The 25,161-nt window shown below is 68.8% G+C and carries 21 protein-coding genes and 2 tRNA genes; 13 read left to right on the forward strand and 10 right to left on the reverse strand.

Annotation, left to right across the window (positions count from 1 at the left end; all coding sequences use genetic code 11):
- Positions 1-187: 187 nt before the first annotated feature.
- Together HNP73_RS05120 and HNP73_RS05125 are read right to left on the reverse strand one after the other, a co-directional pair.
- Positions 188-973 (reverse strand): DUF72 domain-containing protein, encoded by a 786-nt coding sequence (locus tag HNP73_RS05120; RefSeq protein WP_184147519.1) that lies wholly within the window; start codon positions 971-973, stop codon positions 188-190.
- Positions 970-2,106, reverse strand: a complete 1,137-nt coding sequence (locus HNP73_RS05125) for a fumarylacetoacetate hydrolase family protein (protein WP_184147520.1) — start codon at positions 2,104-2,106, stop codon at positions 970-972. The genes HNP73_RS05120 and HNP73_RS05125 overlap by 4 nt, the downstream gene beginning before the upstream one ends.
- 278 nt (positions 2,107-2,384) lie before the next feature.
- Between HNP73_RS05125 and HNP73_RS05130 the strand changes: the two genes are divergently transcribed.
- The gene (locus HNP73_RS05130; RefSeq protein WP_184147521.1) at positions 2,385-4,034 is read left to right on the forward strand and encodes an FAD-dependent oxidoreductase; all 1,650 of its coding nucleotides are present in this window, start codon (positions 2,385-2,387) and stop codon (positions 4,032-4,034) included.
- Positions 4,035-4,097: 63 nt separating this feature from the next.
- On the opposite strand, the gene HNP73_RS05135 is transcribed toward HNP73_RS05130, so the two are convergent.
- Positions 4,098-4,172, reverse strand: a tRNA-Thr gene (locus HNP73_RS05135).
- Positions 4,173-4,303: 131 nt separating this feature from the next.
- Between HNP73_RS05135 and HNP73_RS05140 the strand changes: the two genes are divergently transcribed.
- Positions 4,304-4,387: transfer RNA gene (locus HNP73_RS05140), tRNA-Leu, on the forward strand.
- A gap of 117 nt (positions 4,388-4,504) precedes the next feature.
- On the forward strand, positions 4,505-5,644 hold the full coding sequence (gene argE / locus HNP73_RS05145; protein ID WP_184147522.1) for an acetylornithine deacetylase: 1,140 nt from the start codon (positions 4,505-4,507) through the stop codon (positions 5,642-5,644).
- A gap of 3 nt (positions 5,645-5,647) precedes the next feature.
- Here argE and HNP73_RS05150 read toward each other — a convergent pair whose 3' ends face one another.
- Positions 5,648-6,550, reverse strand: coding sequence for a GntR family transcriptional regulator (locus HNP73_RS05150; protein ID WP_184147523.1), 903 nt, complete (start codon positions 6,548-6,550; stop codon positions 5,648-5,650).
- Between the two features lie 241 nt (positions 6,551-6,791).
- Between HNP73_RS05150 and HNP73_RS05155 the strand changes: the two genes are divergently transcribed.
- Both HNP73_RS05155 and HNP73_RS05160 read left to right on the forward strand, forming a co-directional pair.
- The gene (locus tag HNP73_RS05155; RefSeq protein WP_184147524.1) at positions 6,792-7,946 is read left to right on the forward strand and encodes a CaiB/BaiF CoA transferase family protein; all 1,155 of its coding nucleotides are present in this window, start codon (positions 6,792-6,794) and stop codon (positions 7,944-7,946) included.
- A 27-nt stretch (positions 7,947-7,973) separates the two neighbouring features.
- Complete coding sequence (locus HNP73_RS05160) at positions 7,974-9,092, forward strand: baeRF11 domain-containing protein (protein WP_184147525.1); 1,119 nt, start codon at positions 7,974-7,976, stop codon at positions 9,090-9,092.
- 9 nt (positions 9,093-9,101) lie between these two features.
- On the opposite strand, the gene HNP73_RS05165 is transcribed toward HNP73_RS05160, so the two are convergent.
- Positions 9,102-10,127, reverse strand: coding sequence for a DUF6635 family protein (locus HNP73_RS05165; protein ID WP_184147526.1), 1,026 nt, complete (start codon positions 10,125-10,127; stop codon positions 9,102-9,104).
- Between the two features lie 111 nt (positions 10,128-10,238).
- Between HNP73_RS05165 and HNP73_RS05170 the strand changes: the two genes are divergently transcribed.
- The 3 genes from HNP73_RS05170 (at position 10,239) to HNP73_RS05180 (ending at position 14,270) form a co-directional block, all read left to right on the forward strand.
- Complete coding sequence (locus tag HNP73_RS05170) at positions 10,239-11,009, forward strand: alpha/beta fold hydrolase (RefSeq protein ID WP_184147527.1); 771 nt, start codon at positions 10,239-10,241, stop codon at positions 11,007-11,009.
- A gap of 83 nt (positions 11,010-11,092) precedes the next feature.
- The gene (locus tag HNP73_RS05175; RefSeq protein WP_184147528.1) at positions 11,093-12,211 is read left to right on the forward strand and encodes an MraY family glycosyltransferase; all 1,119 of its coding nucleotides are present in this window, start codon (positions 11,093-11,095) and stop codon (positions 12,209-12,211) included.
- A 196-nt stretch (positions 12,212-12,407) separates the two neighbouring features.
- Positions 12,408-14,270 (forward strand): calcium-binding protein, encoded by a 1,863-nt coding sequence (locus HNP73_RS05180; protein WP_184147529.1) that lies wholly within the window; start codon positions 12,408-12,410, stop codon positions 14,268-14,270.
- 46 nt (positions 14,271-14,316) lie between these two features.
- Here the strand turns inward: HNP73_RS05180 and HNP73_RS05185 are convergent, their stop codons facing one another.
- Entirely contained in the window at positions 14,317-15,705 is a 1,389-nt protein-coding gene (locus tag HNP73_RS05185; RefSeq protein ID WP_184147530.1) for a cytochrome P450, read from the reverse strand.
- Positions 15,706-15,867: 162 nt separating this feature from the next.
- Between HNP73_RS05185 and HNP73_RS05190 the strand changes: the two genes are divergently transcribed.
- The 3 genes from HNP73_RS05190 (at position 15,868) to HNP73_RS05200 (ending at position 18,789) form a co-directional block, all read left to right on the forward strand.
- Positions 15,868-17,319, forward strand: a complete 1,452-nt coding sequence (locus HNP73_RS05190) for a TrkH family potassium uptake protein (RefSeq protein ID WP_246399530.1) — start codon at positions 15,868-15,870, stop codon at positions 17,317-17,319.
- Positions 17,320-17,437: 118 nt separating this feature from the next.
- Positions 17,438-18,355 carry a glycine--tRNA ligase subunit alpha gene (locus tag HNP73_RS05195; protein ID WP_184147531.1) on the forward strand — a complete coding sequence of 306 codons (918 nt, stop codon included), beginning with the start codon at positions 17,438-17,440 and terminating at the stop codon, positions 18,353-18,355.
- On the forward strand, positions 18,352-18,789 hold the full coding sequence (locus HNP73_RS05200; protein ID WP_184147532.1) for a DUF6446 family protein: 438 nt from the start codon (positions 18,352-18,354) through the stop codon (positions 18,787-18,789). The genes HNP73_RS05195 and HNP73_RS05200 overlap by 4 nt, the downstream gene beginning before the upstream one ends.
- A gap of 103 nt (positions 18,790-18,892) precedes the next feature.
- Here the strand turns inward: HNP73_RS05200 and HNP73_RS05205 are convergent, their stop codons facing one another.
- Positions 18,893-20,866 carry a lytic transglycosylase domain-containing protein gene (locus HNP73_RS05205; protein ID WP_184147533.1) on the reverse strand — a complete coding sequence of 658 codons (1,974 nt, stop codon included), beginning with the start codon at positions 20,864-20,866 and terminating at the stop codon, positions 18,893-18,895.
- A gap of 195 nt (positions 20,867-21,061) precedes the next feature.
- Between HNP73_RS05205 and dapA the strand changes: the two genes are divergently transcribed.
- Positions 21,062-21,937 (forward strand): 4-hydroxy-tetrahydrodipicolinate synthase, encoded by an 876-nt coding sequence (dapA, locus tag HNP73_RS05210; protein ID WP_184147534.1) that lies wholly within the window; start codon positions 21,062-21,064, stop codon positions 21,935-21,937.
- Position 21,938: 1 nt separating this feature from the next.
- Here dapA and HNP73_RS05215 read toward each other — a convergent pair whose 3' ends face one another.
- Entirely contained in the window at positions 21,939-22,622 is a 684-nt protein-coding gene (locus tag HNP73_RS05215) for an SDR family oxidoreductase (RefSeq protein ID WP_184147535.1), read from the reverse strand.
- 128 nt (positions 22,623-22,750) lie between these two features.
- Entirely contained in the window at positions 22,751-23,749 is a 999-nt protein-coding gene (locus tag HNP73_RS05220) for a calcium-binding protein (RefSeq protein WP_184147536.1), read from the reverse strand.
- 156 nt (positions 23,750-23,905) lie between these two features.
- Between HNP73_RS05220 and smpB the strand changes: the two genes are divergently transcribed.
- A complete protein-coding gene (smpB, locus tag HNP73_RS05225) occupies positions 23,906-24,379 on the forward strand; it encodes an SsrA-binding protein SmpB (RefSeq protein WP_184148043.1) in 474 nt (157 codons plus the stop codon).
- Between the two features lie 3 nt (positions 24,380-24,382).
- Here the strand turns inward: smpB and HNP73_RS05230 are convergent, their stop codons facing one another.
- Positions 24,383-25,159 carry an STAS/SEC14 domain-containing protein gene (locus tag HNP73_RS05230; RefSeq protein ID WP_184147537.1) on the reverse strand — a complete coding sequence of 259 codons (777 nt, stop codon included), beginning with the start codon at positions 25,157-25,159 and terminating at the stop codon, positions 24,383-24,385.
- Between the last annotated feature and the right edge of the window lie 2 nt (positions 25,160-25,161).

Raw genomic sequence — 25,161 nt, forward strand, 5'->3', positions numbered from 1 at the left:
ATGGGCAGAAACTCTATCGGGCAGGAACGAGGGGCCCCGCCAACAGGCGGGGAGAAACCTCGACTCACGGGCGCAAGCCCGTTCCGCCGGAGCGAAGCCGCAAAGGCGGCGGAGCGCCAAGCGCCGGTCGAGCGGGGGCCGGAACGGCCCCCCGAGGCCGGCGCTCGCCCACGCCGGCCGGCAGCGATCACAGGCGGTCGAGCAGCGCCATCGCCGCCGCCGGATTGCGTACCTTCGCCCCGGAAATCACGTAGAGGAAAACGTCGCGCTGCTCGCCGTCGGCCGGCGCAAGCAGCGGCAGGCCATCCGGCTCGCGGCCCTCGGAGAGCGCCTTCGCCCGCGCCGTCCAGCCGTCGAGCGCGGCGGGAGCGTAGCCCTCCGCCTCGCCCTCGTCGGTCCCCATGATCCGCGCGTAGACGAACGGCGCCGTCGCGTCCCAGAGCCCCGGATACTCGCTGTCGCCGGACGCGACGATCGCGACCCCGTGCTCCTTCGCGAGCGCCACGAACTCCGGCACCGCGAAGCTTGGATGCCGGACTTCGACAGCGTGCCGGATCGCCCGTCCCTCCACCTCGCGCGGCAGGAGCGCGAGAAAGGCCGCGAAATCCTCCGGGTCGAACTTCTTCGTGGCGGCGAACTGCCAGTTGATCGGTCCGAGCTTGTCCCTGAGCTCGAGAACGCCCGTCCCGAAGAACCGCTCGACGGACTCCCCCGCTTCGGCGAGCACCCGGCGATTGGTGGCGAAACGCGGACCCTTCAGCGCGAAGACGAAGTCCTCCGGCGTCTCGTCATGCCACTTGCGGAAGCTCGCCGGCTTCTGCGAGCCGTAGAACGTGCCGTTGATCTCGATCGAGGTCAGCTTGCGGCTGGCGTATTCGAGTTCGCGCTTCTGCGTCAGCCCGTCCGGGTAGAACGTGCCACGCCAGGGCTCGAAGACCCAGCCGCCGATCCCGACCCGGACGCGCCCGCTCACGCGAGGAGCCCCCGTTTCACGAGGTTGCGCATCAGCGCCGCGGCACCAAAGGTCCACTCCGGCGCCTCGGTCGAGAGCGCGACGGTGTTGACGAGCGCCCCGAGGCCGGGTGCGGAGATCGTCACCACGTCGCCGATATGGTGGGTGAACCCCTGCCCCGGCGCGTCGCGATCCTCGATCGGCGCGAACATCGTGCCGAGAAACAGCACCAGCCCGTCCGGGTACTGGTGATGCCGCCCGATGGTCTGGGCCACCAGATCCGCCGGATCCCGGCTGATCTCGCGCATGGACGAGCGGCCGCCAAGCGTGAAGCCGTCCCGCCCCTCCACCTTCAGCGTGAGCTCGGCCTTGCGCACGTCGTCGAGCGAGAAGGTCTCGTCGAACAGCCGGATGAACGGCCCGATCGCACAGGCGGCGTTGTTGTCCTTGGCCTTGCCGAGAAGCAGTGCGGAGCGGCCCTCCACGTCGCGCAAGTTCACGTCGTTGCCGAGGGTCGCGCCGAGGATGCGGCCCCGGCTCGACACCGCGAGCACCACCTCGGGCTCGGGGTTGTTCCAGCTCGAGACCGGGTGCAGGCCGACCGCCGCCCCATAGCCCACCGCAGACAGCGGCTGTCCCTTGGTGAAGACCTCGGCGTCCGGTCCGATGCCGACCTCGAGATACTGGCTCCAGAGCCCTTCGCCGATCAGCGCGGCCTTCGCGGCAGCAGCTTCCTCGCTGCCCGGCCGGATGTCGCGAAGCGACGCGCCGATCAGGGTGGCAAGACGGCCGCGCATTTCCTCGGCCCGGGCGGGATCACCGGCGGCGCGCTCTTCGATCACCCGCTCCAGCATCGAGCGCGCGAAGGTGACGCCGCAGGCCTTCAGCGCCTGCAGGTCGCAAGGCGCGAGAAGCCGTCCCGCCGCGGCAACCTCTTCGACCGAGCCGACCGGCCGGCCGGGAGCGGCGCGGAGCCATGCCCCGGGATCGTCGAGTTCCAGCAGATCGCGGACCGTCGGCACCTCGGAGCTGGTCACGTCGACGAGAATGCCATCGCGCAGCGTCACCACCGACGGACCGCCCGCCGCCTCGTCCCATACCCGTCCGACCCACAGGCCCGAGGAGCCTTCTCCATGTGGCAATGGCTCGATCATCTTCCCTCGTCTCCTCTTTTTTCCACCTGATCCGAAGGCGGCTTGGGCGCCACGATACCCGCGTGCCGCGCCGCTTCAACCGGCAATCAGCCTTTCGTGAAACCTTTGATGGACCGCCTGACTGGCTGCCGGCACCGATATCGGCCGACCCGCTGGCCTCCGGTCGCAACCCTGCTCCCGGAAGATCGGGAACCGCCGCCGCTGGCGCTTGGCGCGTGGCCGTGCAAGACTCAGTCGGGGCAGACCGCGGGGTCGGTCGGATGGGGGAAAGGCACACGATGAGCGAGACCGGAAAGACGCGGATCCTTGTGCTCGGAGGCGGGTTCGCGGGCATGTTCGCCGCGCGGGAGCTTCGGCGCGAAGTTGGCGAGCGGGCTGCGATCGAACTCATAAACGACGTAAATTATTTCGTTTTCCAGCCCCTGTTGCCCGAAGTCGCTGCCGGCAGCATCTCGATCCGCGACGCGGTCTCGCCCCTCCGGCGGCTGCTGCCCGGCGTGCGGGTGCGGCAGGCGATGATCTACGATATCGATCTCGCCCGTAAGGTCGTGGTGATCTTTCAGGGCGTGCAGCGGCGCTATGTCGAGGTGGGGTACGACCATCTGGTGCTGGCGCTCGGCCAGCAGATCGACCTCAGCCGCTTCCCCGGTCTCTCGGCGCACGCGCTGACGATGAAGACGCTGAGCGACGCCATGGCGCTGCGCAACCACGTCATCGACAAGCTCGAACACGCCGACATCACCACCCTGCCGGAGGTGAAGCGGGAATGCCTGACCTTCACGGTCATCGGCGGCGGCTTTTCCGGCGTCGAGACCGTGGGCGAGATGCGCGACCTGATCTTCGGCTCGCTGCACTTCTACCCGAACATCAGGAAGGACGAGATCCGCATCCTGCTGATCGAGTTCGCCGACCGGCTGCTCGGAGAGTTGCCCGCCTCGCTCGGCGCCTATGCCCAGAGCTTCTTCGCGAAGCAGGGCATCGAGGTCATGCTGAAGACCGGCGTGTCGGAGGCGACCGGCACCGCCATCGTGACCACCGGCGGCGAGGTGATCGGCACCCGGACCGTGGTGGCGACGATCGGCAACGCGCCCTCGAAGATGGCGGAGAAGCTCGGCCTGCCGAACGACCGCGGCCGCATCCGCACCGACCGGACCCTGCGGGTCGAAGGCTATTCCGACATCTGGTCGCTCGGCGACGCGGCGCTCATCCCGTTGGTCGATGCGCCGTCGGCCCGCCACGACTACGCGCCGCCCACCGCCCAGTTCGCCGTGCGCGAGGCCCGCCATCTCGCGAAGAACCTGCGCGCCACCCTCGACGCCCGGGCGCCGGACCCGTTCCAGTACAAGTCGAAGGGCGCGCTCGCCTCGCTCGGCGCCGGGCGCGGTGTGGCAGAGGTCTACGGGATTCGCCTGACGGGCTTTCCCGCGTGGCTGCTCTGGCGCACCTACTACCTGAGCTTCGTGCCCGGTTTCGCCACCAAGATGCGCATCGGCTCGCAGTGGCTGCTCGACATGCTGCTCGGCCGGAGCACGGTCCAGACGGGGACCAAGCCGTCCGAAGGCACCAGGTACGTCCGCTACCGCGCCGGCGACCGGGTCTTCGAGGAGGGAAACCGCTCCGACGGCTTCTACGTTGTGACGAAGGGGCTCTTCGAGTTCACCTGGCGTGACGCGGAGGGCAAGGTGAATCGCCGGGAGATCGGACCCGACGGGCACTTCGGTGAGCGCGCCCTCCTGATCGAGGGGCTGCGCACCGGCACCGTTCGGGCGATCGAGGATTCCGAAGTGCTCTTCGTCATGGCAAAGGACTTCCAGCGGCTGGCCCGAACCCTGCCGCCCCTGCGCGACTATTTCGGCAATTACCTCGAGCATTCGCTCAACATGCAGCCCAATGGCAGTCCGAAACCCACCGGGCCGGATGCCGGCTGAGGGAATCCGGTGGCACGCCTCCCGGCGAGAGGGATCACCGGCTCTCGGCCAGGGAGAAGGAAGTGGTGCCGGTTGAGGGGATTGAACCCACGACCTTCGGTTTACAAAACCGCTGCTCTACCGCTGAGCTAAACCGGCCCTTCGGCCCCGGGATTCGGCGCCTGCTCGACCCGGCATCTCTAGACGGATGGGGTCCGGCGATCAACGCTCGTTCGCGGCCAAAGGCACGCTTGCGGAGCTACGGCGGGCGCGCGTATGTTCCGCGCCGCGCGGGTGTGGCGAAATGGTAGACGCGAGGGTCTCAAACACCCTTTCCGAAAGGAGTGTCGGTTCGAGTCCGACCACCCGCACCACTCCGAATCCCCCTCCCCGGATTTGAGGCGCCACATGACCAGACCCGCCATCGCCGAGATGACCGCCGGCCGGGCAACCTGCGGACGGGCAGATGGCCGCAGCCGGGGGGCGCGGACGTGAGCGTCACCGACATCCTCGCCGAACTCGTCGCCGTTCCGTCACTCCCCGGGCGTCCGAATGACGTCATCACCGGGCTGATCCGGGAGCGGCTGGCGCGGGACGGCGTCACCGCCATCGAGTTGCCGGGGCCGGAAGGCGACCGGAGCAACCTGTTTGCGACCATCGGGCCGGCTGACCGGCCGGGCATCGTGCTCTCGGCCCATACCGACGTGGTGCCGACCGAGGGGCAGACCTGGACCAGCGACCCGTTCCGCCTGACCACCGACGGCGACCGGCTGACCGGGCGCGGCACCAGCGACATGAAGGGCTTCGTCGCCTGCGTCCTCGCGCTCGTCCCGGAGTTCGCCGCACTCCCCCTCACGCGTCCCATCCACATCGCCCTCTCTTACGACGAGGAGATCGGCTGCCGCGGCGTGCCGCATCTGCTCGCCCGTCTGCCGGGGCTCTGCGCGCCCCCCGACGCCGCGATCATCGGTGAGCCGACCGACATGCGCCCGGTGCTGTCGCACAAGGGCAAGCGCGCGGTCGTGGCGGTGATCGAGGGCGAGGCGGGGCACTCGTCGAACCCGTCCGCCGGCGCCAACGCGCTCTATCCCGCGGGCGAGCTTCTGCTGCGGCTCCGCGACCGGGCGGCGGCACTTGCGGCGAGCGGACCCTTCGACCAGCGCTTCGACCCGCCGCATTCCACGCTGCAGGCCGGTGTGATCCGTGGCGGCAGCGCGCTCAACATCATTCCCGACCGGGCGGAGATCGAGATCGAGGCGCGCACCGTGCCTGCGCAGAGCCCGGACGAGATCATCGACGGTGTCCTTGCCGATCTGACGCGCCTCGGCGGCGGCGATGGCGGCCGGATTCGCGTGTCGCACCGCGAGCTATCGGCCTATCCGGCGCTGCCGCCGCCCGACGACCCGGCGCTGGGGGAGCTTCTCACCCGGCTGACCGGCCACGCGCCGATCGCCTCGGTGAGCTTCGGCACCGAGGCCGGGCTCTATCGCGCCGCCGGGATCCCCTCGATCATCTGCGGGCCGGGGTCGATCACCCGGGCGCACCGCGCCGATGAGTACGTCCTCGGCTCCGAACTCGCGGCGTGCTGCGACATGCTGCGCCAGCTCGGCCGCCAGCTGACCGCCGCCTGAGCGTCACACGAGGCCGTTGCCGCGGAGCGAGGACTGCAGCGTCTGCTTCGAGCTTGCGAGATGGCGGAGTGCTGCCGCCTCGGCCGTGGGCAGGTCGCGGGCGAGAAGCGCGTCGATGATCGCGAGGTGTTCGCCGATCGCCACACCATTTCGCTGCCGCTCTTCGGTCTTGTCCCACATGTAGTGGTAGTGGAAGATCAGCGCGACGGTGTTCTGGAATTCGGTGACAAAGCGGTTGCGCACCACGCTGTTGATCGTGCTGTGAAACCGCTCGTCGAGCCGCGAGAAGTCGTGGAAGTCGGTGTCGAGCCGCGCCAGCAGATCGTGATGATCGCGGCGCAGCCCTTCCAGCCGCGGCCAGATCGGGTGGCCATCGGGCAGGGCCACCAGATGGCGGATGGCGTTGAGTTCGAGCACCGAGCGAAACTCCGACAGCTCGAACGCATATTCCGCGGTGAAGCCAAGCAGGCGCCAGCCGCCGCGCGGACGCCGCTCGACGAGCCCGGAGCGGCTGAGGCCCGCGAGAAACTCCTGGAGCGTGTGCGGCGGCACGGCGAACTGGCGCGAAAGTTGCGCCACGTTGAGCGGCGTGCCCGCCGGAACGTCGAAACGGAGGATCCACTCAAGGAACTGCGATTCGAGTTCGGCGGCGTCCGGCGCCTGCGGCTGCACCGGCAGGCGATCGCTGGCATCCGGGCGTCGAAGCAGCGTCTTCTCCCGGCCGCGCCACCGGATGATGTCGGCATCACTCAGACGCTGAAGCGCGCCGCGCACGACCGTCCGGCTCACGCCTGCGCGCTCGGCAAGGGCGCTCTCGGCCGGCAGCGCCTCTCCCGGCCCCAACTCCTCACAGAGGTCGAGCAGAGCGTTGTAGGTTTCACGAAAGCGCCCGTCGGTGCGCGCCATGCCTCATCCTTCCTGCCGGCTTCCTGCCGGATGCCGCCCGGGGCTCCCAGGTTGCCCATCCTCGGCTATCCGACGTGTGGAGTCCTAAATCGAGAAAATCAATCGCTCCGCAACGCCGCTGACATTTCTCCGCTCGGACCGCGCGAGTGAGAAGCCCTGCACTATCGCATCTTGACCCCATGGCGCAGCCGGCCGATCGTCCGCCAGCGCCGGGGGGGAGGCGCGGTCGGGGGAGGTTACGATGGGCCAACAGCTCCTTGGCGGGCTCCGGGTGCTCGAGCTGGCGCGGGTTCTCGCCGGCCCGTGGATCGGTCAGACACTGGCCGATCTCGGCGCGGATGTCGTGAAGGTCGAAAGCCCGTCCGGTGACGAGACACGCGGCTGGGGGCCGCCCTTCGCCGACGACGGCGCTGCCGCCTATTTCCACGCCTGCAACCGTGGCAAGCGCAGTCTGACGCTCGACTTCGCCGATCCCGACGACCGGGCATTGGCACGGCAGCTCGCGTCACAGGCCGACGTCGTGGTCGAGAACTTCAAGCTGGGCGGGCTGGTGAAACACGGGCTCGACTACGCCAGCGTCGCCGCCACCAATCCCGGCGTGGTCTATGCGTCGATCACCGGCTTCGGGCAGGACGGCCCGCTTGCGCCTCGGGCCGGCTACGACTTCATCATTCAGGCGATGGGCGGGATCATGGACCTGACCGGCGAGCCGGACGGGGAGCCACAGAAGCCGGGCGTGGCGCATGCCGATCTCTTCACCGGGCTCTACGGCACGATTGGCGTTCTCGCCGCTTTGCAGGCGCGAGCGCAGACCGGCAAGGGCCAGTGGATTGACCTCGCCCTCTTCGACACGCAGCTCGCGGCGCTGGCGAACCAGGCGACCAACCACCTGATCGGCGGCGTCGTGCCGCGCCGGATGGGCAACGCTCACCCGAACATCGTGCCCTATCAGGTGTTCGAGGCGTCCGACGGGCCGCTGGTCATCGCCTGCGGCAATGACGGACAGTTTGCACGGCTCTGCGAAGAGCTCGGCCTCACGCTGCACCGCGACCCGCGCCTCATGCGCAACCGCGACCGGCTGCAGCACCGCGACGAGGTCGCAGGCGCGATCTCGGCGCGGACCGCCGGCATGACGCGCGCCGCGGTGCTTGTGGCCATGGAACGCGCCGGCGTGCCTGCCGGGCCGATCAACACCGTCGCCGAAGCCTTTGCCGAGCCGCAGGCCGTGGCCCGCGGCATGGTGGAGACCGCGGGCGCCTCGCGCAGCCCGCGCCTGCCGCTGCGCTTCTCGGATGCCAATACCCTCCCCTCCGGACCTCCGCCCCGCCTCGGTGAGCACGACGCCGCTATCCGCGCCGCGCTCGCCAGCGGGGACGGCTGGCCCGAACGCCACTGAACCGATCGAGACTTCTGGAGGAAACCAATGCTGCACATCGACCTGCCGACCCACGCCGACATCGACGCTCTGGTGGCGCATCGCGCCGCCCCTGCCGTCTCGATCTACGTCAGCACGACGCCGCTGACGCAGGACGCCGCGCACGACCGCATCGAGCTGAAGAACCTGCTGAAGGCCGCCGTCGCCGAGATGGAAGCCGGCGACACGCCGAAGCGGTCGATCTGGCCGATCGAGCAGGCGGTCGAGGCGATCCTCGAGGACGACGACTTCTGGATGCATCAGGCGAACAGCCTCGCGATCTTCGCGACGCCAGAGCGGATCCGCACGTTCCGCCTGCCGAACAAGCTCACCAGCATGGTCGAGGTCTCGGACCGCTTCCACCTGAAGCCGCTGATCCGTTCGGTGACCTTCCCGCACAACGCCTATGTGCTGGCGATCGGCATGGGCTCCGTGCGGCTGGTCGAAGTCGATGCCGACCTGCCGCCGCAGGTGGTGAAGGTCCCCGACCTGCCGAAGGACATGGCGAGCGCGCTCGGCCGCCGCAGCCACGCCGCCTCGACCGCCGAGGGCCGGAGCGGCGAGATCACGAGCGATCACGCGCTGGCGAGCCGCTACGCGCGGATCGTCGATCAGGCGCTGCGCCCCGTCATCGGGGGCGACCGCCGTCCGCTCATCATCGCCGCGACCGAGCCGATGGCGTCGGTCTACCGCTCGGTCTCGAGCCACCCCAACACCGCCGATCACGTGATCGCCGGCGCCGCCGATCAGGTTTCGGAGCATGACCTCGCCGTGGCCGCGCGCGGCATCCTCGACCGGATCTACGCTGACGACATCGCCGCGATCGCCGGGCTTTATGCCACCCGCGAAGGGCAGGGGCGGGCGACGACCGACGTGGCGAACGCGGCGCGCGCGGCGACGTTCGGTGCCGTGGACACGCTCATCGTCGACATGGACGCGGTCGTCACGGGCACGGTGGACGACGACGGCAACGTGACCTTCACCGAAGGCGCCGACGCCGCGACCTACGGGGTCGTCGACGAGATCGCGCAGCGGACCCTTCTGGCCGGCGGCCGGGTGGTCTCGGCCCGTCGCGCCGACGTGCCGGGCGGCGGCGACCTGGCGGCAATCCTGCGCTATCCGGCGTAAGGCGCGGCCTCAGGCCGGGCGCAGGCTGCGGGAGAGACCGATGAGCAGGTCTCCGAGGTCCATCAGGCGGGCGACGTAGAGGTCATAGGCCACGAAGCCCGTCGGATCATCGGCGCGGAAACTCGACTCGAGGCTGCCGACGAGAGTGAGCAGGCGCCGGCGGTGCAGGCCGGTCGCCCGCTGCACCGGATCCGAGATCATGCCCGCGAAGGCGGTGGCGAGCGCGGCGACCCCCATCACTCCGGCGGTCGCCGCGGCGACGAGCCCGGCCGAGGCCTGCGCCGGGAAGACGCCGTACCAGAGGCCCCCGGCGGCAGTTCCGAGGGGAAAGCTCGCGATCGCCGAAGACTGCGCCAGCGTGCCAGCGAGGACCGGCCCGAGGGCAAGCGCGCCGGGCGTCGCCTTCTGGAAGGCGACGGCGCCGGTGCCGAGCGCGATGAGCCCGGTGGTGATCTCCGCCGCCGCGGCCCGGGTGCCGGTGTAGCCGGCGAGCGACGCTTCGAGCCGCGCCCGGAACGCCGGATCATCGGCGCGCGCCGCCGCGGTCCGTCCGGCGTCCACAAGCAGCGTCTGCACCTCCGGCTGCGCGAGGATCGCCTCGGCGAGGCCGTCGTTGGTCGAGACCCGGTCGCCGTCCACATAGGGCAGGCGCAGCAGATCGGTCATCAGCCGCCAGCGCAGTTCGCGCGCCACCGCCGTCTCGAGGAAGATATCGCGGTCGAGCGCCTGCGCCGCACGCTTGCTGCCGAGCCGCCGGGCAGCACCCGAGCCGAGGCGGAGCAGGATCTGCGGCACCGAGAGCGCGACATTCGCCGGGGCCTTCAGCAGGTCCCAGCCGAGCGCGCGGCGGTGCAGCCGCGCGGAGCCCGCGACCGAGAAGTTCTCGTTGACGAAGGGCGCGATCCGGTCACGGCAGCCGTCGAAATACGCCTGCGCCGCCCGTGCGACGATGGCGTCGGCCTCGGCGCGGTCGAAGGCATGGCCCATATCGCGATCGGGCACCGGATCGGGCTCACTCTGGCTGGGGTCGGTCACGCGGCCTCCTTTTGTCTCAACGAGATGGGAGCGAAGGGCGCCGGTGCAAGAGGGAACCGCCCCTCGACACGCCACCGGAGATCCGTCAGGAACCGTGCGGAAGGAATCAGCATGTCCGAGAAGACCCCGATCCTGTTCCTGCATGGCGCGTTCTCCGGCCCGGAGGTCTGGACCCGGTTCGTTGCACCGTGGTTCGCCGCACGCGGCCATCCTGTTGCCGCGCCACGACTTGCGGATCCTTACGTGACTCGCCCCGAGCGGCTGCGCGACTATGTTCGCAAGGCGGTTGACGCGGTCGACGCCATGGGTGCGCCGCCGGTGGTGATCGGCTATTCGCTCGGCGGCCTCGTGGCGCAGCATCTCGCCGTCCGCCGCCGGGTCGCGGGGCTTGCACTCGTCGCCTCACCCGGCCCCGGCGGGCTCGGGCCGTCCTTCTGGCAGCTTTCCGCAGGCGCCCCGGACGTCATCGGGGCACTCCTCTTCGCGCAGGCGGGCGGTGGTGCCTCCCTTGGCGTCGAGGCGGCGCGGCGGGCGCTTTTCACCGAAGCGACCCCGGCCGAGTGGATCCGGGATATCATGCAGCCGGTGACCCGGGAGAGCCCGCTCGCGCTGCTCGACGGTCTCACCTGGGATCTGCCGCCCTGGTATCTGATGCGGCGGGTGCCGGTCCTCGGCCTCCTCGGCGACTCGGACGCTTTCGTTCCGGTCAGCGATCTCTGGGCCACCACGCTCGCGTATGGCGCCGAGACCGAGGTGATGCGGGGCTTCGGACATGGCCTGCCGATCGACCCGAGATGGAAGGCGCTGGCCTGGCGGCTGAACGCCTGGATGGACGAGCGCCGGATCGACGCATCCAACCGGCAACACTCCGCCGCCAGTTGATGAATACTCTCGCCTTTGCCGTTGATATCGGCTAAGGAACCCCTGTTACCAGTGCAAACCCAGCGGGCTGCGATTTCACCTAGATGACCGGGTACCATCCCGTCCTGAGCGTGTCGGCTCTGATGACCCCCGCGGCGGTCGCAGCGGGGCTGTCACTGGCGTTTTGCCTGATCCTCGTCTGGACCCGCGGCTGGCACGGTCATTTCACCAACGATGGCACCGGCGGCGTGCAGAAGTTCCATCTGGTTCCGACGCCGCGCATCGGCGGACTGGCGATGGCGCTGGGCTATTGGCTCGTGATCCCGGCACTCCCGCACAGCCTGCGCGGGTTGTGGATTTTGATCGGCGTGGCCGGCCTTCCGGCGCTCGCGGCGGGCCTTGGAGAGGATCTGACCCGCAAGGTGGGGGTGAAGGCCCGGCTGCTCGCAACCATGGGCGCGGGCGTGCTCTTCGCGCTGCTGACCGGCTATGCCATGCACCAGGTCGACGTGCCCGGGGTGGACTGGGTGCTGTCGTTCTCGCTGGCCGCGGTGCTCTTCACCGGATTCGCCGTCGGCGGCGTCGCGAACGCGGTCAACATCATCGACGGCTTCAACGGGCTCGCATCGGGCTCGCTCATGATCATGTTCGGCACCTTCGCCTACGTGGCGCACCGGGTCGGCGATGATCTCGTGTTCTCCCTGGCGCTGCTCTGGGGCGCGCTGGTGCTCGGGTTCTTCCTGGTGAACTTCCCGTTCGGAAAGATCTTCCTCGGCGATGGCGGAGCCTATTTCGCGGGCTTCCTGCTGGCCGCACTCGGCGTGCTGCTGCCGATGCGCAACCCCGAGGTCTCGTCCTGGAACGCGATCCTGATCTGTGCCTATCCGGTGATCGAGACGCTTGCCTCGATGCGGCGGAAGTCGCGGCGGGTCGGGCACAGCGTCGGCCAGCCGGACCGGGTGCACTTCCACATGCTGGCCCATCGCCGCTATGCCCGGCGGCTGGTGCGGGCGCAGAAGGCCGCGCACCTGCGCAACCCCGCGACCAGCGTCGTCACCTGGCTTCTGCCGATCCTGACCGCGCTTTTCGCCATGTTTTCATGGGATAGCGCCATCGGCAGCGCGTTCCTGTTCTTTGTGACGCTGTTCATCTACGGCCAGCTCTACCGGGTCATGTCGCTGAACGCGCCGAACCTGCCGCTCGGTCTCGCGCGGCTGCTCTGACCCGCCGAAGGCCGGTCTTCCTGCCCTCCGATACTTGAAACACCCGTGAGACGCGGGCGCAACCGCGCCCCGAAATGTCTCGTGCAGCATGGCCCGGCACTCCGCTCCATTCGGAACCGTTGCGATGCGGCAAGCGTTTCGGAGCAAGCCGGGGGCGTCTGCACCGCGTCCGGCCACAAACGGGGGAGTGAGTAATTTGGCAAATTACGAAGGCAGCGACGCCGCGGAGCGTGTCCGCGGCACATACGTCGAAGACGACATCTACCTTTATGGCGGCAACGATGTCGCCGACGGCAGTTTCGGAACGGACTGGATTTACGGCGGCACCGGCAACGACCGGCTTTTCGGCGGCTATCAGGACGACTTCCTCTATGGCGAGGAGGGCAACGACCGGCTGCGGGGCGACAGCGGCGGTGACGTCCTGAACGGCGGCGCCGGGCGCGACACCATCGACGGCGGCTCGGGTGATGACCGTATCTCCGTCTACGGGCCGATCGAGTTGCGCGGCGACCGGGTCTACGGCGGCACCGGCATTGACACGCTGGTCCTCGACCTGAGCGACGCCGCCCGCTTCCGCTTCAGCGCGCGCGATTCGATCGAGGTGAGTTCGTTCGGCGGCATGACGTTCCGCGACATCGAGCGCTACGAGATTTCCGGCGGCATCCGCGCCGACGCCATGACCGGCTGGCTGCACGACGACAGCCTCTCGGGCAACGGCGGCAATGACCGGCTGGTCGGCTACTTCGGCGACGACTCGCTCGACGGCGGCGAGGGCAACGACGTCCTGCTCGGCGGTGGTGGCCACGACTTCGTCTGGGCCAGCGACGGCAATGACGTTGCCCGTGGCGGTTTCGGCGATGACGGGCTCAACGGCAACGCCGGCAATGACCGGCTCTACGGCGAGAATGGCCACGACAACATCGACGGCGGCACCGGCCGCGACCTGCTCGTCGGCGGCGCTGGCAACGACACACTCGAATCCGACGACTATCTCGATGCGGGGACCGAGCGCGACTCGCTGAACGGCGGCTCCGGTGCCGACCTCGTTCGCATCGGCGTGCGCGACGTGGCGAATGGTCAGGCGGGCCTTGACAGGCTCGACGCCTATTTTGCCGAGAGCACCTCGAACGAAAGCTTCGTCCTGCGACAGGCATCGCAGTCCTTCGCCAACGGCGCCCGGGTCAGCGGCTTCGAGGCGCTGAACTACGAGGGCGGCAGCGGCCGGGATGCGATCACCAGCGGCCGGTTCGCCGACTACCTGAATGGCGGCGGCGGCAATGACCGGCTGAATGGCGGCGCCGGCAACGACAACATCGACGGCGACACGGGCAACGACGTGCTGATCGGCGGGCTGGGGAGCGACGTGCTCTCCCACGAGTCGGGCAACGACCGGCTGCTTGGCCAAGCCGGCAACGACACGTTCGAAATCGACTGGGACGAAAGCAGCGAACTGCCCTATCGCGTGGTGGTGAACGGCGGCGTGGGGCGTGACACGGTCAACTTCATCAGCGTCACGCTCGGCGCGGTCGTTGATCTGACGCAGCAGTCGCGAAACGACGGTCTCGCCTATGGCAAGACGCTCGCCGGGATCGAGGTGCTACAGGGCACGAGCCTCGACGACAACTTCGCCGGCACCGCCCGTGCGGACGCTTTCTTCGGCAATTCCGGCGACGACCTGTTGACCGGCCGGCTGGGCAACGACCGGCTGATGGGTGGCGCGGGCTCGGACATCCTGACCGGCGGCGGCGGCAGGGATTCCTTTGACTTCACCGACTACGACAGCGGCTGGATGGCCGACACGATCACGGACTTCACCCGGGGGCAGGACCGCCTCGCGTTCGAGCTCTCCGACCTCGGCTGGCGGTCGCAGGCGGGCGTGCGGCTCCAGAGCGGCATCGACCCCGATCCGGTCGGCGGGGCCGCGAACCTGCTCTTCGACCGCTCGACCGGCCGGCTGTGGCTCGATGCCGACGGCGTGAACGACACCTACGGGCCTGAGCTTCTCATCACCCTGCACGGGGTGCGGGCGCTGGCGGAGTCGGACTTCCTGTTCGTCTGATCACTACGTCCGATCCCCTGCGGGAGGCGGTTTCGGCGCGCCTCCCTCACCCTGCCGCCGCGGCGCGGGCACCGATGGGCTGAACGAAAAGCTCGACGCCGGGGTCCGGGCGCACCGTCATGTGCATGATCGGGCGCGGCGCCGCACCTGCCGGGGCAAAGCTGAAGCGGGCGAGGAGCGTCGCGAGGATGATACCCGCCTGCATCATCGCGAAGTTCGCGCCGACACAAACCCGCGGACCAGCCCCAAACGGCAGGTAGAGGTAGCGGTCCCGGCCGGTGACCGCGGCGGCGGCGAAGTGCTCCGGGTCGAAGGCATCCGGCTCCTGCCAGTAAAGCTTGTGCCGGTGCAGCGCGTGGATGTTGAGAAACACCGTCTCGCCCGGCCGGATGTCGCGATCGTAGAGGCGATCGGCGGCGAGGACGTTGCGCGCAAGGAAGGCGACCGGGGGATAGAGGCGCATCGCCTCGTCGATCACCTGCGTCACGTAGGGCATCCGCTCGAGATCGGCCGCCCCCGCCGCGCGGCCGGCCAGCACACCCTCCGCCTCCGCCTGCGCGCGCGCCTGTGCCTCGGGGTCGTTTGCCAGCAGGAACAGCGACCAGGACAGCGCCAGCGCCGTGGTCTCGTGGCCAGCGACGATGAAGAACTGCATGTTGTGCAGCAGATCCTCGTCGCTCATCTGCCGGCCGGTCTCAGGATCCTCGGCGCGGATCATGTAGTCGAGCAGGTCGTCAGGCACATGCGGCCCCTCCCGGCGGCGCGCCTCGATCGCCCGGGCGACCATCCCGTGCATGGTGCGCACCGAGCCCATCGCCAGGATGTTCCCCGGACGCGGGATCCACTGCGGCACCTCGAGGAAGTCGAGGAGCGAGGCGCGGCCCGCCGTCAGGAAATAGCGGGTGATCGCCGCGGCATAGGCCTCCGGGTCGATATGCTCGCGGCCCGAGAGCGCCACCTCGCAGATGACGTCGAAGGTCGCGGAGAGCATCTCGCGCACCATCTCGACCGGCCCGGAGCCGGCACTGGCGACGCGCTCGGCGGCGCGCTCGGCGGTGCGCGTCATCATCGGTGCGAGCGACGCGACGTTGCGGGCGGCAAAGACCGGGGCGATCGCCCGGCGCTGCCAGCGCCAGCGGGCGCCATCGGCGGTGAAGAGGCTCGCGCCCACCGCCGGGCGAAGCATGCGGATCATCACCTCCGACTTCGGATAGTTCTCGACGTTGTCGAGAAAGATCCGCCGCAACCCTTCGGGCCCCTGCACCATGTGCCAGCGGGCCGGGCCGGTGGTGCCGGTGACGATCGGCTGGGTGTAGGAGATCGCCGGGATGATGTTGAGGACGTTCTTTCGGACCGCCTTGACGCTTGCGAGCACACCGAGCGGGCGGCCGGGCGGGGTAACGGTCGGCGGGATGAAAAGCGGGCGCTGGGACATGGGATGACCCTAGCTTCTCCCCCCGGCGGCGTCACCCTCGCGTAACGTTTTCGACGGGCGCAAGGCCCACGGCAACGGAGGAGCCGGACCCCCTCGGCCACCCGTCTTGACAGCCCGAGCACGCGTCGCCAAGCCTGCCCGGGAACGCGGGAGGGGCGGCGGTTGACGATCGACATCCGGCCAGTCGGCTACATCATCGGCTGGCTCGTGGCGGCGCTCGGACTGGCAATGGCCGTGCCGATGCTGATGGACGCCTGGGACGGGCACCGGAACGCCATGGCGTTTGCGGTGTCGGCCCTCCTCGCGCTCGTCGCCGGCGCCGGGCTCGCGGTCACCTGCGCCGAGCACCGGCCTCGGGCGCTCAGCCTCCGGCAGGGCTTTCTGCTCACAACGGGCTCATGGGCAGTCTTTCCGGCGGTCGCCGGCCTGCCGCTCATGCTGGGGTTCCCGCACCTCTCGTTCACTGACGCCTATTTCGAGTTCACCTCGGCGCTGACCGCCTCCGGCGGCACGATCATCGTCGGCCTCGACGACCTGCCGCGCAGCGTGCTGCTCTGGCGCGGCATGGTGACCTGGGTCGGCGGGATCGGGGTGATCCTGCTCGCGATGATCCTGCTTCCGATTCTGAACGTCGGCGGCATGCAGGTCCTTCGCAACGCCGACTTCAACACGCTTGGCAAGATCATGCCCCGAGCCAAGGCGATCGCCGCCTCAATCGGCTCGGTCTATGCCGTTCTGACCCTCTCCTGCTGCCTCGCCTACGTCTGGGCGGGGATGGACGGGTTCGACGCCATCGTCCATGCGCTCTCCACGGTGGCAACCGGTGGCATGGCGAACCACGACAACTCCTTTGCCGACTTCTCCCCGGCGGCGCAGTGGATCGCCACCTTCTTCATGCTGACCTGCTCGCTCTCCTTCGTGCGCTACGTGCAGCTCGCCCGAGGCGAGCCGCGCCCGCTTTTCGTGGACAGCCAGATCCGCACCTTCCTCGGGATCTACTTCGGCCTCTGCGCCGCCCTCGTGCTCGCGCGTTCGCTGCAGGGCACGGTGATCGACGCCACGAGCCTGCGCGAGATCGCGTTCAGCCTCGCCTCGGTGATCACGACCACCGGCTTCGCCGCGACCGACTACTCCCAGTGGGGGCCGATGGCCGAAGTGGTGTTCTTCTGCGCCATGATGATCTGTGGCTGTTCGGGCTCGACCTCGGGTGGCCCGAAGGTCTTTCGCTACCAACTCCTGTTCTCGGCGATCTCCACCGAAGTCGCCCGGCTGCACAGCCCGAACCTCGTGCACACGCCGCGCTATCAGGGCGTGCCGATCTCCAACGAGCTGCTCGACTCGGTGATCGCCTACTTCATGATGTTCCTGCTGAGCTTCGGCGTGGGGGCGGTGCTGCTTTCGTTCATGGGGCTCGACCCGGTGACGGCGATCTCCGGCGCTCTCGCCTGCCTCTCGAACATCGGCCCGGGCCTCGGGCCGGTGATCGGGCCGGCCGGGACATTCGCGCCGCTGCCCGATGCGGCGAAGTGGGTCTGCTCGTTCCTGATGCTCGTCGGCCGGCTGGAGCTGCTCACGGCCTACGTGATCTTCACCGCGGCGTTCTGGCGCGGGTGAGCCTCCCGTCAACCGGGCCCGTCAGCGTGGCCGATCACCGCATCCCGAGCGGCGCGGATTGACCCGCTCGGGAGCCATGCGCTAAAGCCGCGACCGACCCTGCCCAAGGATCCTTCCCATGGCCGCCGATACCCCGAAGAGCTTCCAGGAGATCATCCTGCGCCTGCAGGCCTACTGGGCGGCCACCGGCTGCGCCATCCTGCAGCCCTACGACATGGAGGTCGGGGCGGGCACCTTCCACCCGGCAACGACCTTGCGCTCGCTCGGACCGAAGCCCTGGGCCGCGGCCTACGTCCAGCCGTCGCGCCGGCCGACCGATGGCCGCTACGGCGACAGCCCGAACCGCTGGCAGCACTACTACCAGTATCAGGTGATCATCAAACCATCGCCGCCCGACCTGCAGGAGCTCTACCTCGGCAGCCTGAAGGCAATCGACATCGACACGGACCTCCACGACATCCGTTTCGTGGAAGACGACTGGGAGAGCCCGACGCTGGGCGCGTGGGGTCTCGGCTGGGAGGTCTGGTGCGACGGGATGGAAGTGTCGCAGTACACCTACTTCCAGCAGGTCGGCGGCCACGACTGCCGGCCGGTCTCGGGCGAACTCACCTACGGGCTCGAACGGCTGGCGATGTACGTGCTGGGCTACGACGACGGCAACCTGATGCCGTTCAACGACCCCTCGGCCCCGATCCCGCTCACCTACGGCGACGTCTTCCGCGAAGCGGAGGCCGAGTATGCCCGCTGGAACTTCGACGTGGCCGACACCGACATGCTGCTGCGCCACTTCGAGGACGCCGAGAAGGAATGCGCCCGCATTCTCGCCGAGCCGGACGTGGATCCGAAGACCGGCCGGCGCATCGTCATGGCGCTGCCGGCCTATGACCAGTGCATCAAGGCGAGCCATCTCTTCAACCTGCTCGACGCCCGCGGCGTCATCTCGGTGACCGAGCGACAGGCCTACATCGGCCGGGTGCGGGCTCTGGCCAAGGCATGTGCCGACGCCTTCGTCAAATCCGGCGAGGCGGCGGCTTGAGCGGCCGCCGGCTGATCCTCGGCTTCGTCGGGTTCCTCGTCCTCTTCGCCGCCGCCCTCGTCTGGTTCCAGTTCTATGCGTTCTACGAGCGTCAGTCCGGCGTCGGCGCGCTCACGATCGACGGAGAGGTGGTGCCGGTCGCCGACTATCAGGGCATCGACGCGACGTCGTCACCCCTGAAGCTGCGGGCCTGCTTCCGCATCGATCCCGCCGCGGTCGCGACCCTTGCGCCGGCGACGGACGCAACGCCGCTGGTCGGCCCGTTCTGGTTCCACTGCTTCGACGCCGGCCGGCTGACCGACGATCTCGCGGCAGGTCGCCTGACGGCCTACCGCATCGCCCATGACGATCCGGCCGGCTTCGATACCCTGATCGCCGTCGCTCCTGACGGTGAGGGCTATCTCTGGCGCCAGCTCAACGGCGAAATCGAGTAGTTCGCGGACTGTCCCGTCAGGGATGGCGCGACGCTCGCGGGTTTGCAGGTGTCGGACCGATACGGACCGGTACGGCCGTCATCCCGATCCATCACCGTCCGGGTCAGCCGGTTGAACTGCCGGTCGCAGGCCGGGCCCCATCGGCCGGCTGCGCCTCCTCGACCGGCGCCGCTTCCTCACCGAGGCGGGCACGATAGACCTCGAAGCCTTCCAGCACGCGCATCACGTAGTTCCGTGTCTCGGTGTAGGGGATCGACTCGATCCATTGCACCGGATCGGCACCCGGCGCGCGCGGGTCGCCGAGGTCCTTCAGCCACTGATCGACGCGCCCCGGCCCGGCGTTGTAGGCGGCCGTTGCCAGCAGATAGGACCCGTCGTAGCGCTTGAGGAGGCCGGCGAGATAGGCCGTGCCAAGGCGGGCGTTGTAGACCGGATCACCGGTCAGCTTCGCGGAGTCGTAGGGCAGGCCAGCCACCTCGGCCGTCTGCTTCGCCGTCGCCGGCATCAGCTGCATGAGGCCACGCGCTCCGGCCGAGCTGGCGGCAGCGGTGTAGAACTCCGACTCCTGCCGAGCGATGGCGAGCGCATAGGCCGCCGCCACCGAGAGCGGCTCGCCGGCGATCCGGTGCAGCGGATAGTACTGGTCGGGCAGGACGACCCCCTCGTTCGCCGCATCCTTGGCGATGCGGATGCCGATCTCCGGGTAGCCGAGATCGATCACCATCTGGGCGAGCGCCGCCCGGGTCTCCGCCGGCCGATCGTCCGCCGCCGCGCGCAGGAACGTCGAGCCGCGCCGCTCGTCGCCGGCGCGGAGCAGCAAGAGACCCGCCTGCACCACCGGACTTGCGTTCAGCCCGGCCCCGCGCCAGTCCGGCACGTCGAGCGGCGCCTCAGGTGGCAGCGGCGTGGAGAGCTCGCGCGCCGCGAGCTGGCCGTAGAAGCTCGTCCGCCAGAGCGCCGCGGACCGGAAGGCGTGCTCCGCCGCGACCGGATCTCCGAGGCGGCGATAGGCGAGCCCGAGCCAGTAACCGGCGCGCCCGAGGCTGATCGGCGTCGCCACTGCCGACTCGAAGCGGGTGAAGTGCCCGACGGCCCGTTTGGCGTCATCGAGCCGCGTGAGAGCGATGAAGCCCGCGACCCATTCGGCGTCGGCAAACTCCGATCCCTCGCTGCCAAAACTCTGCGACGCGATCCGGTAGGCGCCGCCCACGTCGCCGTCCTCGAGCGCCTGACGTGCGAGGTTTGCCCGGCGGTCCATCCAGAATTCCGGCCGTCCCAGCGCGGTCTTCGAGGTGGAGCGGGCGAGGAGATAGTCCTCCGCCTCCTGCCAGCGCCCCTTGGTCACGCGGTAGAGGTAGCGCTCAAAGGCGAGGCCCGGGTCGCTCTTCAGCGCGTCCGGCACCGTATTGATGGCGTATTGCAGCCCCTCTGCGTCGTTGCGGGTGGCGATCCGCGCCTGCGCGAGCTTCTGCCAGTCCTCCGGCACCAGCGGAAACATCGTCTGCGCCTCGGCGGCGAGCCCGCGCCAGAGCAGCATGTCGAGCCGCGCCACATGCCCGGACGCAAGCACCGGCTTCCAGCGGGCGAGCGCGGCGGCGCGCTCAGGCCCGGTCAGCGAGAACGTGGTCCAGGCGCGGGTGATCTCTGCCTCGGCCTCCGCCTCGCGACCGGTGGCGGCGAGCGCGTCTGCAAGCCGGAGTGAGCCGGTCCCGGTCAGGGGGGGCTGGTCGGCGAAGAAGTCGGTCACCGTCGAGGCCGGCAGGCCCTCGGGCATCGCCCGCTCCGCACCACGGCGGAGCGCCGCCATGGCCGGCCAGTCTGAATTGCGCGACATGAACCGGCGATACTCGTCGAAATCGCCCGCCCCGCTCGCCAGCCGCAGCCAGAGCACGATGTCGAGCGCGATCGGCGCACCAGTTGACCCGGCGATGACCGTCGCCTGCGTCCAGTCGCCCTGCCGCGCGGCATCGAGCGCCCGGGCGACCACCGGCCCCGGTGGCAGGGGATCGGCCGGCACCGCGGCGCTGCCCGCGAGCCAGAGCGCGAGCGTGATGGCGAAAGGCGTGGCGGCACGCATTTGGTTGGGATGACCCTCCGGAGATTTCTTGCCCAGGCGGCACTATGCCACAGGTCGCGACCTTTCGTCTGCTACCGGGAGGTTAACACTTCCGTAACGTCCCGATCCCGGCCGACCCGCCTTGCGGCGAGCGCTTTTCCCGAATACTTTCGCGCCCGGCCTTTCCCGGCCCGTTTCCCGTCAAGGACTACAGTCATGTTCAGAGGCTCCATCCCCGCGCTCATCACACCCTTCCAGAACGGCAAGGTGGATGAGAAAGCGCTGGTAGACCTCGTGAACTGGCACGTGGAGGAAGGCAGCCACGGGCTCGTCGCGGTCGGCACCACCGGCGAGACGCCGACCCTCTCCCACGACGAGCACGAGCGGGTCGTCGAAGTGGTGGTCAAGACCGCCGCGGGCCGGATCCCGATCATTGCCGGCGCCGGATCGAACAACACCGAGGAATCGGTGCGGCTCATGCGTTTCGCGAAGTCCGTGGGCGCCGATGCCGCACTCGTGGTCACGCCCTACTACAACAAGCCGAGCCAGCGCGGCCTCTACCACCACTACAAGGCCCTGCATGATGCGGTGGACCTGCCGATCATTATCTACAACATCCCCGGCCGCTCGATCGTCGACATGACGCCCGCGACCATGGGAGAGCTTGCGAAGCTGCCGCGGATCATCGGCGTGAAGGACGCGACCGGCGATGTCAGCCGCGTCTCTGACCAGCGCATCACCTGCGGCACCGACTTCCTTCAGCTGTCCGGCAACGACGACAGCGCGCTCGGCTTCAACGCGCACGGCGGTGATGGCTGCATCAGCGTGGTGGCGAACGTCGCGCCGCGGCTCTCGTCGGAGTTCCAGCAGGCGATGCTCGCGGGCGACTACGCGAAGGCCCTGACCTACCAGGACCGGCTCATGCCGCTGCACCGCGCCTGCTTCGCCGAGCCGAACCCGTCGCCGACGAAGTACGCGCTTTCCCTCCTCGGGAAGTGCTCCGAGGAGGTGCGCTCGCCCATGGTGACGCTCGAGGATTCGACCCGGGAGCGGGTGCGTGCCGCCATGCGGCACGCGGGTTTGCTGAACTGAGCTACCAGGGGTAGTTTCCGCCCTTCCAGTTCAGGAAGCTGCCCGCCTCGGCGGGGGTGAGCGCGTCGATCACGCGGCGCATCCCCGTCACGCTTTCCTCCACGGTCGTGGGCGCCTTGGCGCCGCCCATGTCGGTCTGCACCCAGCCGGGATTGATCACCGCCACGATGATGCCGCGCGGTGTCATCTCCAGTGCCCGCACCCGCATCGCCATGTTCACCGCCGCCTTCGACGTGCGGTACATCATCGCGCGCGGCGAGCCCACGTCACCGATCGAGCCCATGCCGCTGGTGATGGTGATCGCCTTCGCGTCCTTCGCCGCCGCCAGACGGTCGGCGAAGGCATCGAGCACGCGGACCGGACCCATCAGGTTGATGTCGAGCAGGTGCTGCCACTCGAGGTAGTTCACGTGGTCCACGCCGTCGTCCGTGTGCCCCATGATCCCGGCGCTGTTCACCAGAAGATCGACGGGTTCGTCGTCCTCCGCGGCGACCGCCTCGACGGACGCGAGATCGGTCACATCCATTGCGATCGGGCGCACGCCATCGCCGAGCGCGTGCAACTCGTCGGCCACGGTTTCCGGTTGCCGGCAGGCTGCGATCACGCGCCACCCCTCGGCGGCGAACTGCCGGACGAATTCCCGACCGATACCACGGCTCGAGCTGGTCACAACGACTGTCGGCATATCACTTCCCCGTCGGCTATACTCACGGGAGAGTGTAGTCCGCGAGACGCGCGCGGCCAGACAGTAGCGACCAAAGAACCGCACCTCTCCCGTGGCCGGGAGAGGTGCTCACAACCAGCGCGTGGCGGTCAGACCACGTCCAGAATGAAGTCCGCTGCCGTGTAGGCGCTCGCGCGGACGTTGCCGTCGTGGATGATCAGCTGGAACTCGAAGGCCGCATCATTGTCCATGTTGGCCCGGACGATGGTGTCCATCCCTGAATCGACGAGCGAGATGTGGCCCTTGCCGGTGCCACCGAAGACGAAGCCCTGCTGGCCTGCAGCGGTGGTGTTCGCGTCGATATGCGACATGTCGAACCTGTCACCCGCGGCCCCGCCGGCCCCCTCGAATGCCGGGACACCCCCCTCTCCGAAGATCTCGTCCATCGCCCCCGGAACGGAGCCGATCAGCTTGCCGAAGCTGAAGACGTCACTCCCCGCACCGCCGACGAGCGTGTCACCGCCGGGTCCGCCGAGCAGCGTGTCATTGCCGGCCCCGCCCTGCACGACGTCGGCCCCGGGCTGACCGTCGAGAGAGTCGTTGCCCGAACCGCCGACCAGCGTGTCATTCCCGCCACCCCCGAGCACGGTGTCGTTTCCGGCCATGCCCTGGAGCAGGTTGGCGGCGCCGTTGCCGGTCAGGACATTGCGCACGGAAGTGCCGGTGGCGTTCAGAGCTTTCGTTCCGAGCAGCATGGCGTTCTCGAGCCCGAAGCCGTTCTCGTAGTGGTTGAGATCGACATCGATCGTCGCCGACTGCACGCGGTCGATGCCCCCGGCGGTGCCGCCGACCACCTCGTAGGCCTGGTCGCCGAGGTTATCGACGATATAGACATCGTTGCCCTTCCCTCCATAGAGCGCGTCGGCACCTGTCCCGCCGTCGAGCGTGTCGTTGCCCAGCTCGCTCCTGAGGTCGTCTCCGAAGATGGAATCGTCGCCGCCTCCGGCCCGGAGGAAATCGTGGCCCCCGTGGCCGTGAAGCTCGTCCTGCCCGTCACTCGGGAACGGGCTCGGGGTCCCCACAACTCCCTTGCTTACAAACTCGGGCGTGATCCGGTCATTGCCGGCAGTGCCGTCGATGAGTGACATGAACCTGTTTCCTGATGAAAATGCAGCTTTCGGAAGTGCCCGAACGTGTACTGCCGACATGTAACAGTCCTGTCGCACCCTCTGCGGCGGGTTGCCGCAGGATCCATGCGCCGCGCACTGGACAGGGGTGCGCGCGTCGGCTACCCCGCCCGGATCATGGCCAGCAAGGATCAGACACCCCACAAGCTCGTCGCGGAGAACCGCAGGGCGCGGCACGACTACTTCATCGAGGATGACCTCGAGGCGGGGATCGTGCTGGAGGGCTCCGAGGTGAAAAGCCTCAGGACCGGCAAGGCGAACATTGCCGAGAGCTATGCCGCCGTCGAAGGCGGCGAGCTCTGGCTCATCAACGGCTACATCCCGGCCTATGCGCAGGCAAAGTCGTTCGGCCACGACGAGCGCCGGCGGCGCAAGCTGCTCGTGTCGCGCCGCGAGCTCGCGAAGCTCTGGCAGGGGACGGCGCGCGAGGGCATGACGCTCGTGCCCTTGAGGCTCTATTTCAACGAGAAGGGCCGCGCGAAAATCCAGATCGGCGTCGCCAAGGGCAAGAAGCTCACCGACAAGCGCGCGACCGAAGCGAAGCGCGACTGGCAGCGGCAGAAGGCCCGGCTACTGCGCGATCGGGGTTAAGCCTCACATCACCGGCGGATCGGTGGTGATCCAGGCTTTCGCCGTTTCGAGTTCCTTGTCCGTGAAGACGTGGATTTCCGCCGGGATGAGCGGGGCGAAGGCGCGCACCGCGTGGCGGATCCAGCCGATGTCCGAGACGATGGCCACGCGGGTGAAATCGGTCATGTGGTTCAGCCCGACCAGCGCGTCGTTCCACACGGCGCCTGCGGTGAAACGCTCGAACTCGGGGCCGATCCGGTAGAGAAGTTTCGCCCGTCCGTGCCGGCGAAGCGTCGCCTCGATCCGCGGCACGATCGTGCGGGCATAGTCTTCCGCCGAGATGACGCCCGCGACCGAAATTCCCACGACATCGTCGGGCAGGCCCTCGATCACCGTCACATGCGACGTCCCCGCATCCTCGGCCACCCAGTCGAGCGCGGCATCAAGGCCGGAATCTGGCCCGGAGTTGGCCCCGGACTCGGGAAAATGCCGCAACTCCGCAGAGATCAGCCGCCGCGCCAGCGCCGGGGCGACGTCGAACGCCCGGGCGTTCGACACGAAGGCAACCCGGGAGACCATGCGGTGATGCTGGCGGATGAAGCGCAGATGCCGCGCCAGCGCGCCGAGATCCGACCAGCTCGGAAACCCGGCTGCGTGGATCACAAGGTTCGGCGCCCGGTCGGTCGCGGCAACCACCGCGTCGAAACGCTCGCTCAACCGGTCGAGATCACCACGGCTGAGCGAACCGGTCGGCTCAAGGATCAGGCAGCGATGGGCGCGGTCATCGGTGATCCTGAGCACGG

This window comes from Amaricoccus macauensis (genome assembly GCF_014201905.1).
Lineage (GTDB): Bacteria > Pseudomonadota > Alphaproteobacteria > Rhodobacterales > Rhodobacteraceae > Amaricoccus > Amaricoccus macauensis.

Coding starts and splice junctions, on each gene's coding strand:
- HNP73_RS05125 (WP_184147520.1), bottom strand. CDS start 2,106: ATGATCGAGCCATTGCCACATGGAGAAGGCTCCTCGGGCCTGTGGGTC.
- HNP73_RS05130 (WP_184147521.1), top strand. CDS start 2,385: ATGAGCGAGACCGGAAAGACGCGGATCCTTGTGCTCGGAGGCGGGTTC.
- HNP73_RS05150 (WP_184147523.1), bottom strand. CDS start 6,550: ATGGCGCGCACCGACGGGCGCTTTCGTGAAACCTACAACGCTCTGCTC.
- HNP73_RS05155 (WP_184147524.1), top strand. CDS start 6,792: ATGGGCCAACAGCTCCTTGGCGGGCTCCGGGTGCTCGAGCTGGCGCGG.
- HNP73_RS05160 (WP_184147525.1), top strand. CDS start 7,974: ATGCTGCACATCGACCTGCCGACCCACGCCGACATCGACGCTCTGGTG.
- HNP73_RS05170 (WP_184147527.1), top strand. CDS start 10,239: ATGTCCGAGAAGACCCCGATCCTGTTCCTGCATGGCGCGTTCTCCGGC.
- HNP73_RS05175 (WP_184147528.1), top strand. CDS start 11,093: ATGACCGGGTACCATCCCGTCCTGAGCGTGTCGGCTCTGATGACCCCC.
- HNP73_RS05185 (WP_184147530.1), bottom strand. CDS start 15,705: ATGTCCCAGCGCCCGCTTTTCATCCCGCCGACCGTTACCCCGCCCGGC.
- HNP73_RS05195 (WP_184147531.1), top strand. CDS start 17,438: ATGGCCGCCGATACCCCGAAGAGCTTCCAGGAGATCATCCTGCGCCTG.
- HNP73_RS05205 (WP_184147533.1), bottom strand. CDS start 20,866: ATGCGTGCCGCCACGCCTTTCGCCATCACGCTCGCGCTCTGGCTCGCG.
- dapA (WP_184147534.1), top strand. CDS start 21,062: ATGTTCAGAGGCTCCATCCCCGCGCTCATCACACCCTTCCAGAACGGC.
- HNP73_RS05215 (WP_184147535.1), bottom strand. CDS start 22,622: ATGCCGACAGTCGTTGTGACCAGCTCGAGCCGTGGTATCGGTCGGGAA.
- HNP73_RS05220 (WP_184147536.1), bottom strand. CDS start 23,749: ATGTCACTCATCGACGGCACTGCCGGCAATGACCGGATCACGCCCGAG.
- smpB (WP_184148043.1), top strand. CDS start 23,906: ATGGCCAGCAAGGATCAGACACCCCACAAGCTCGTCGCGGAGAACCGC.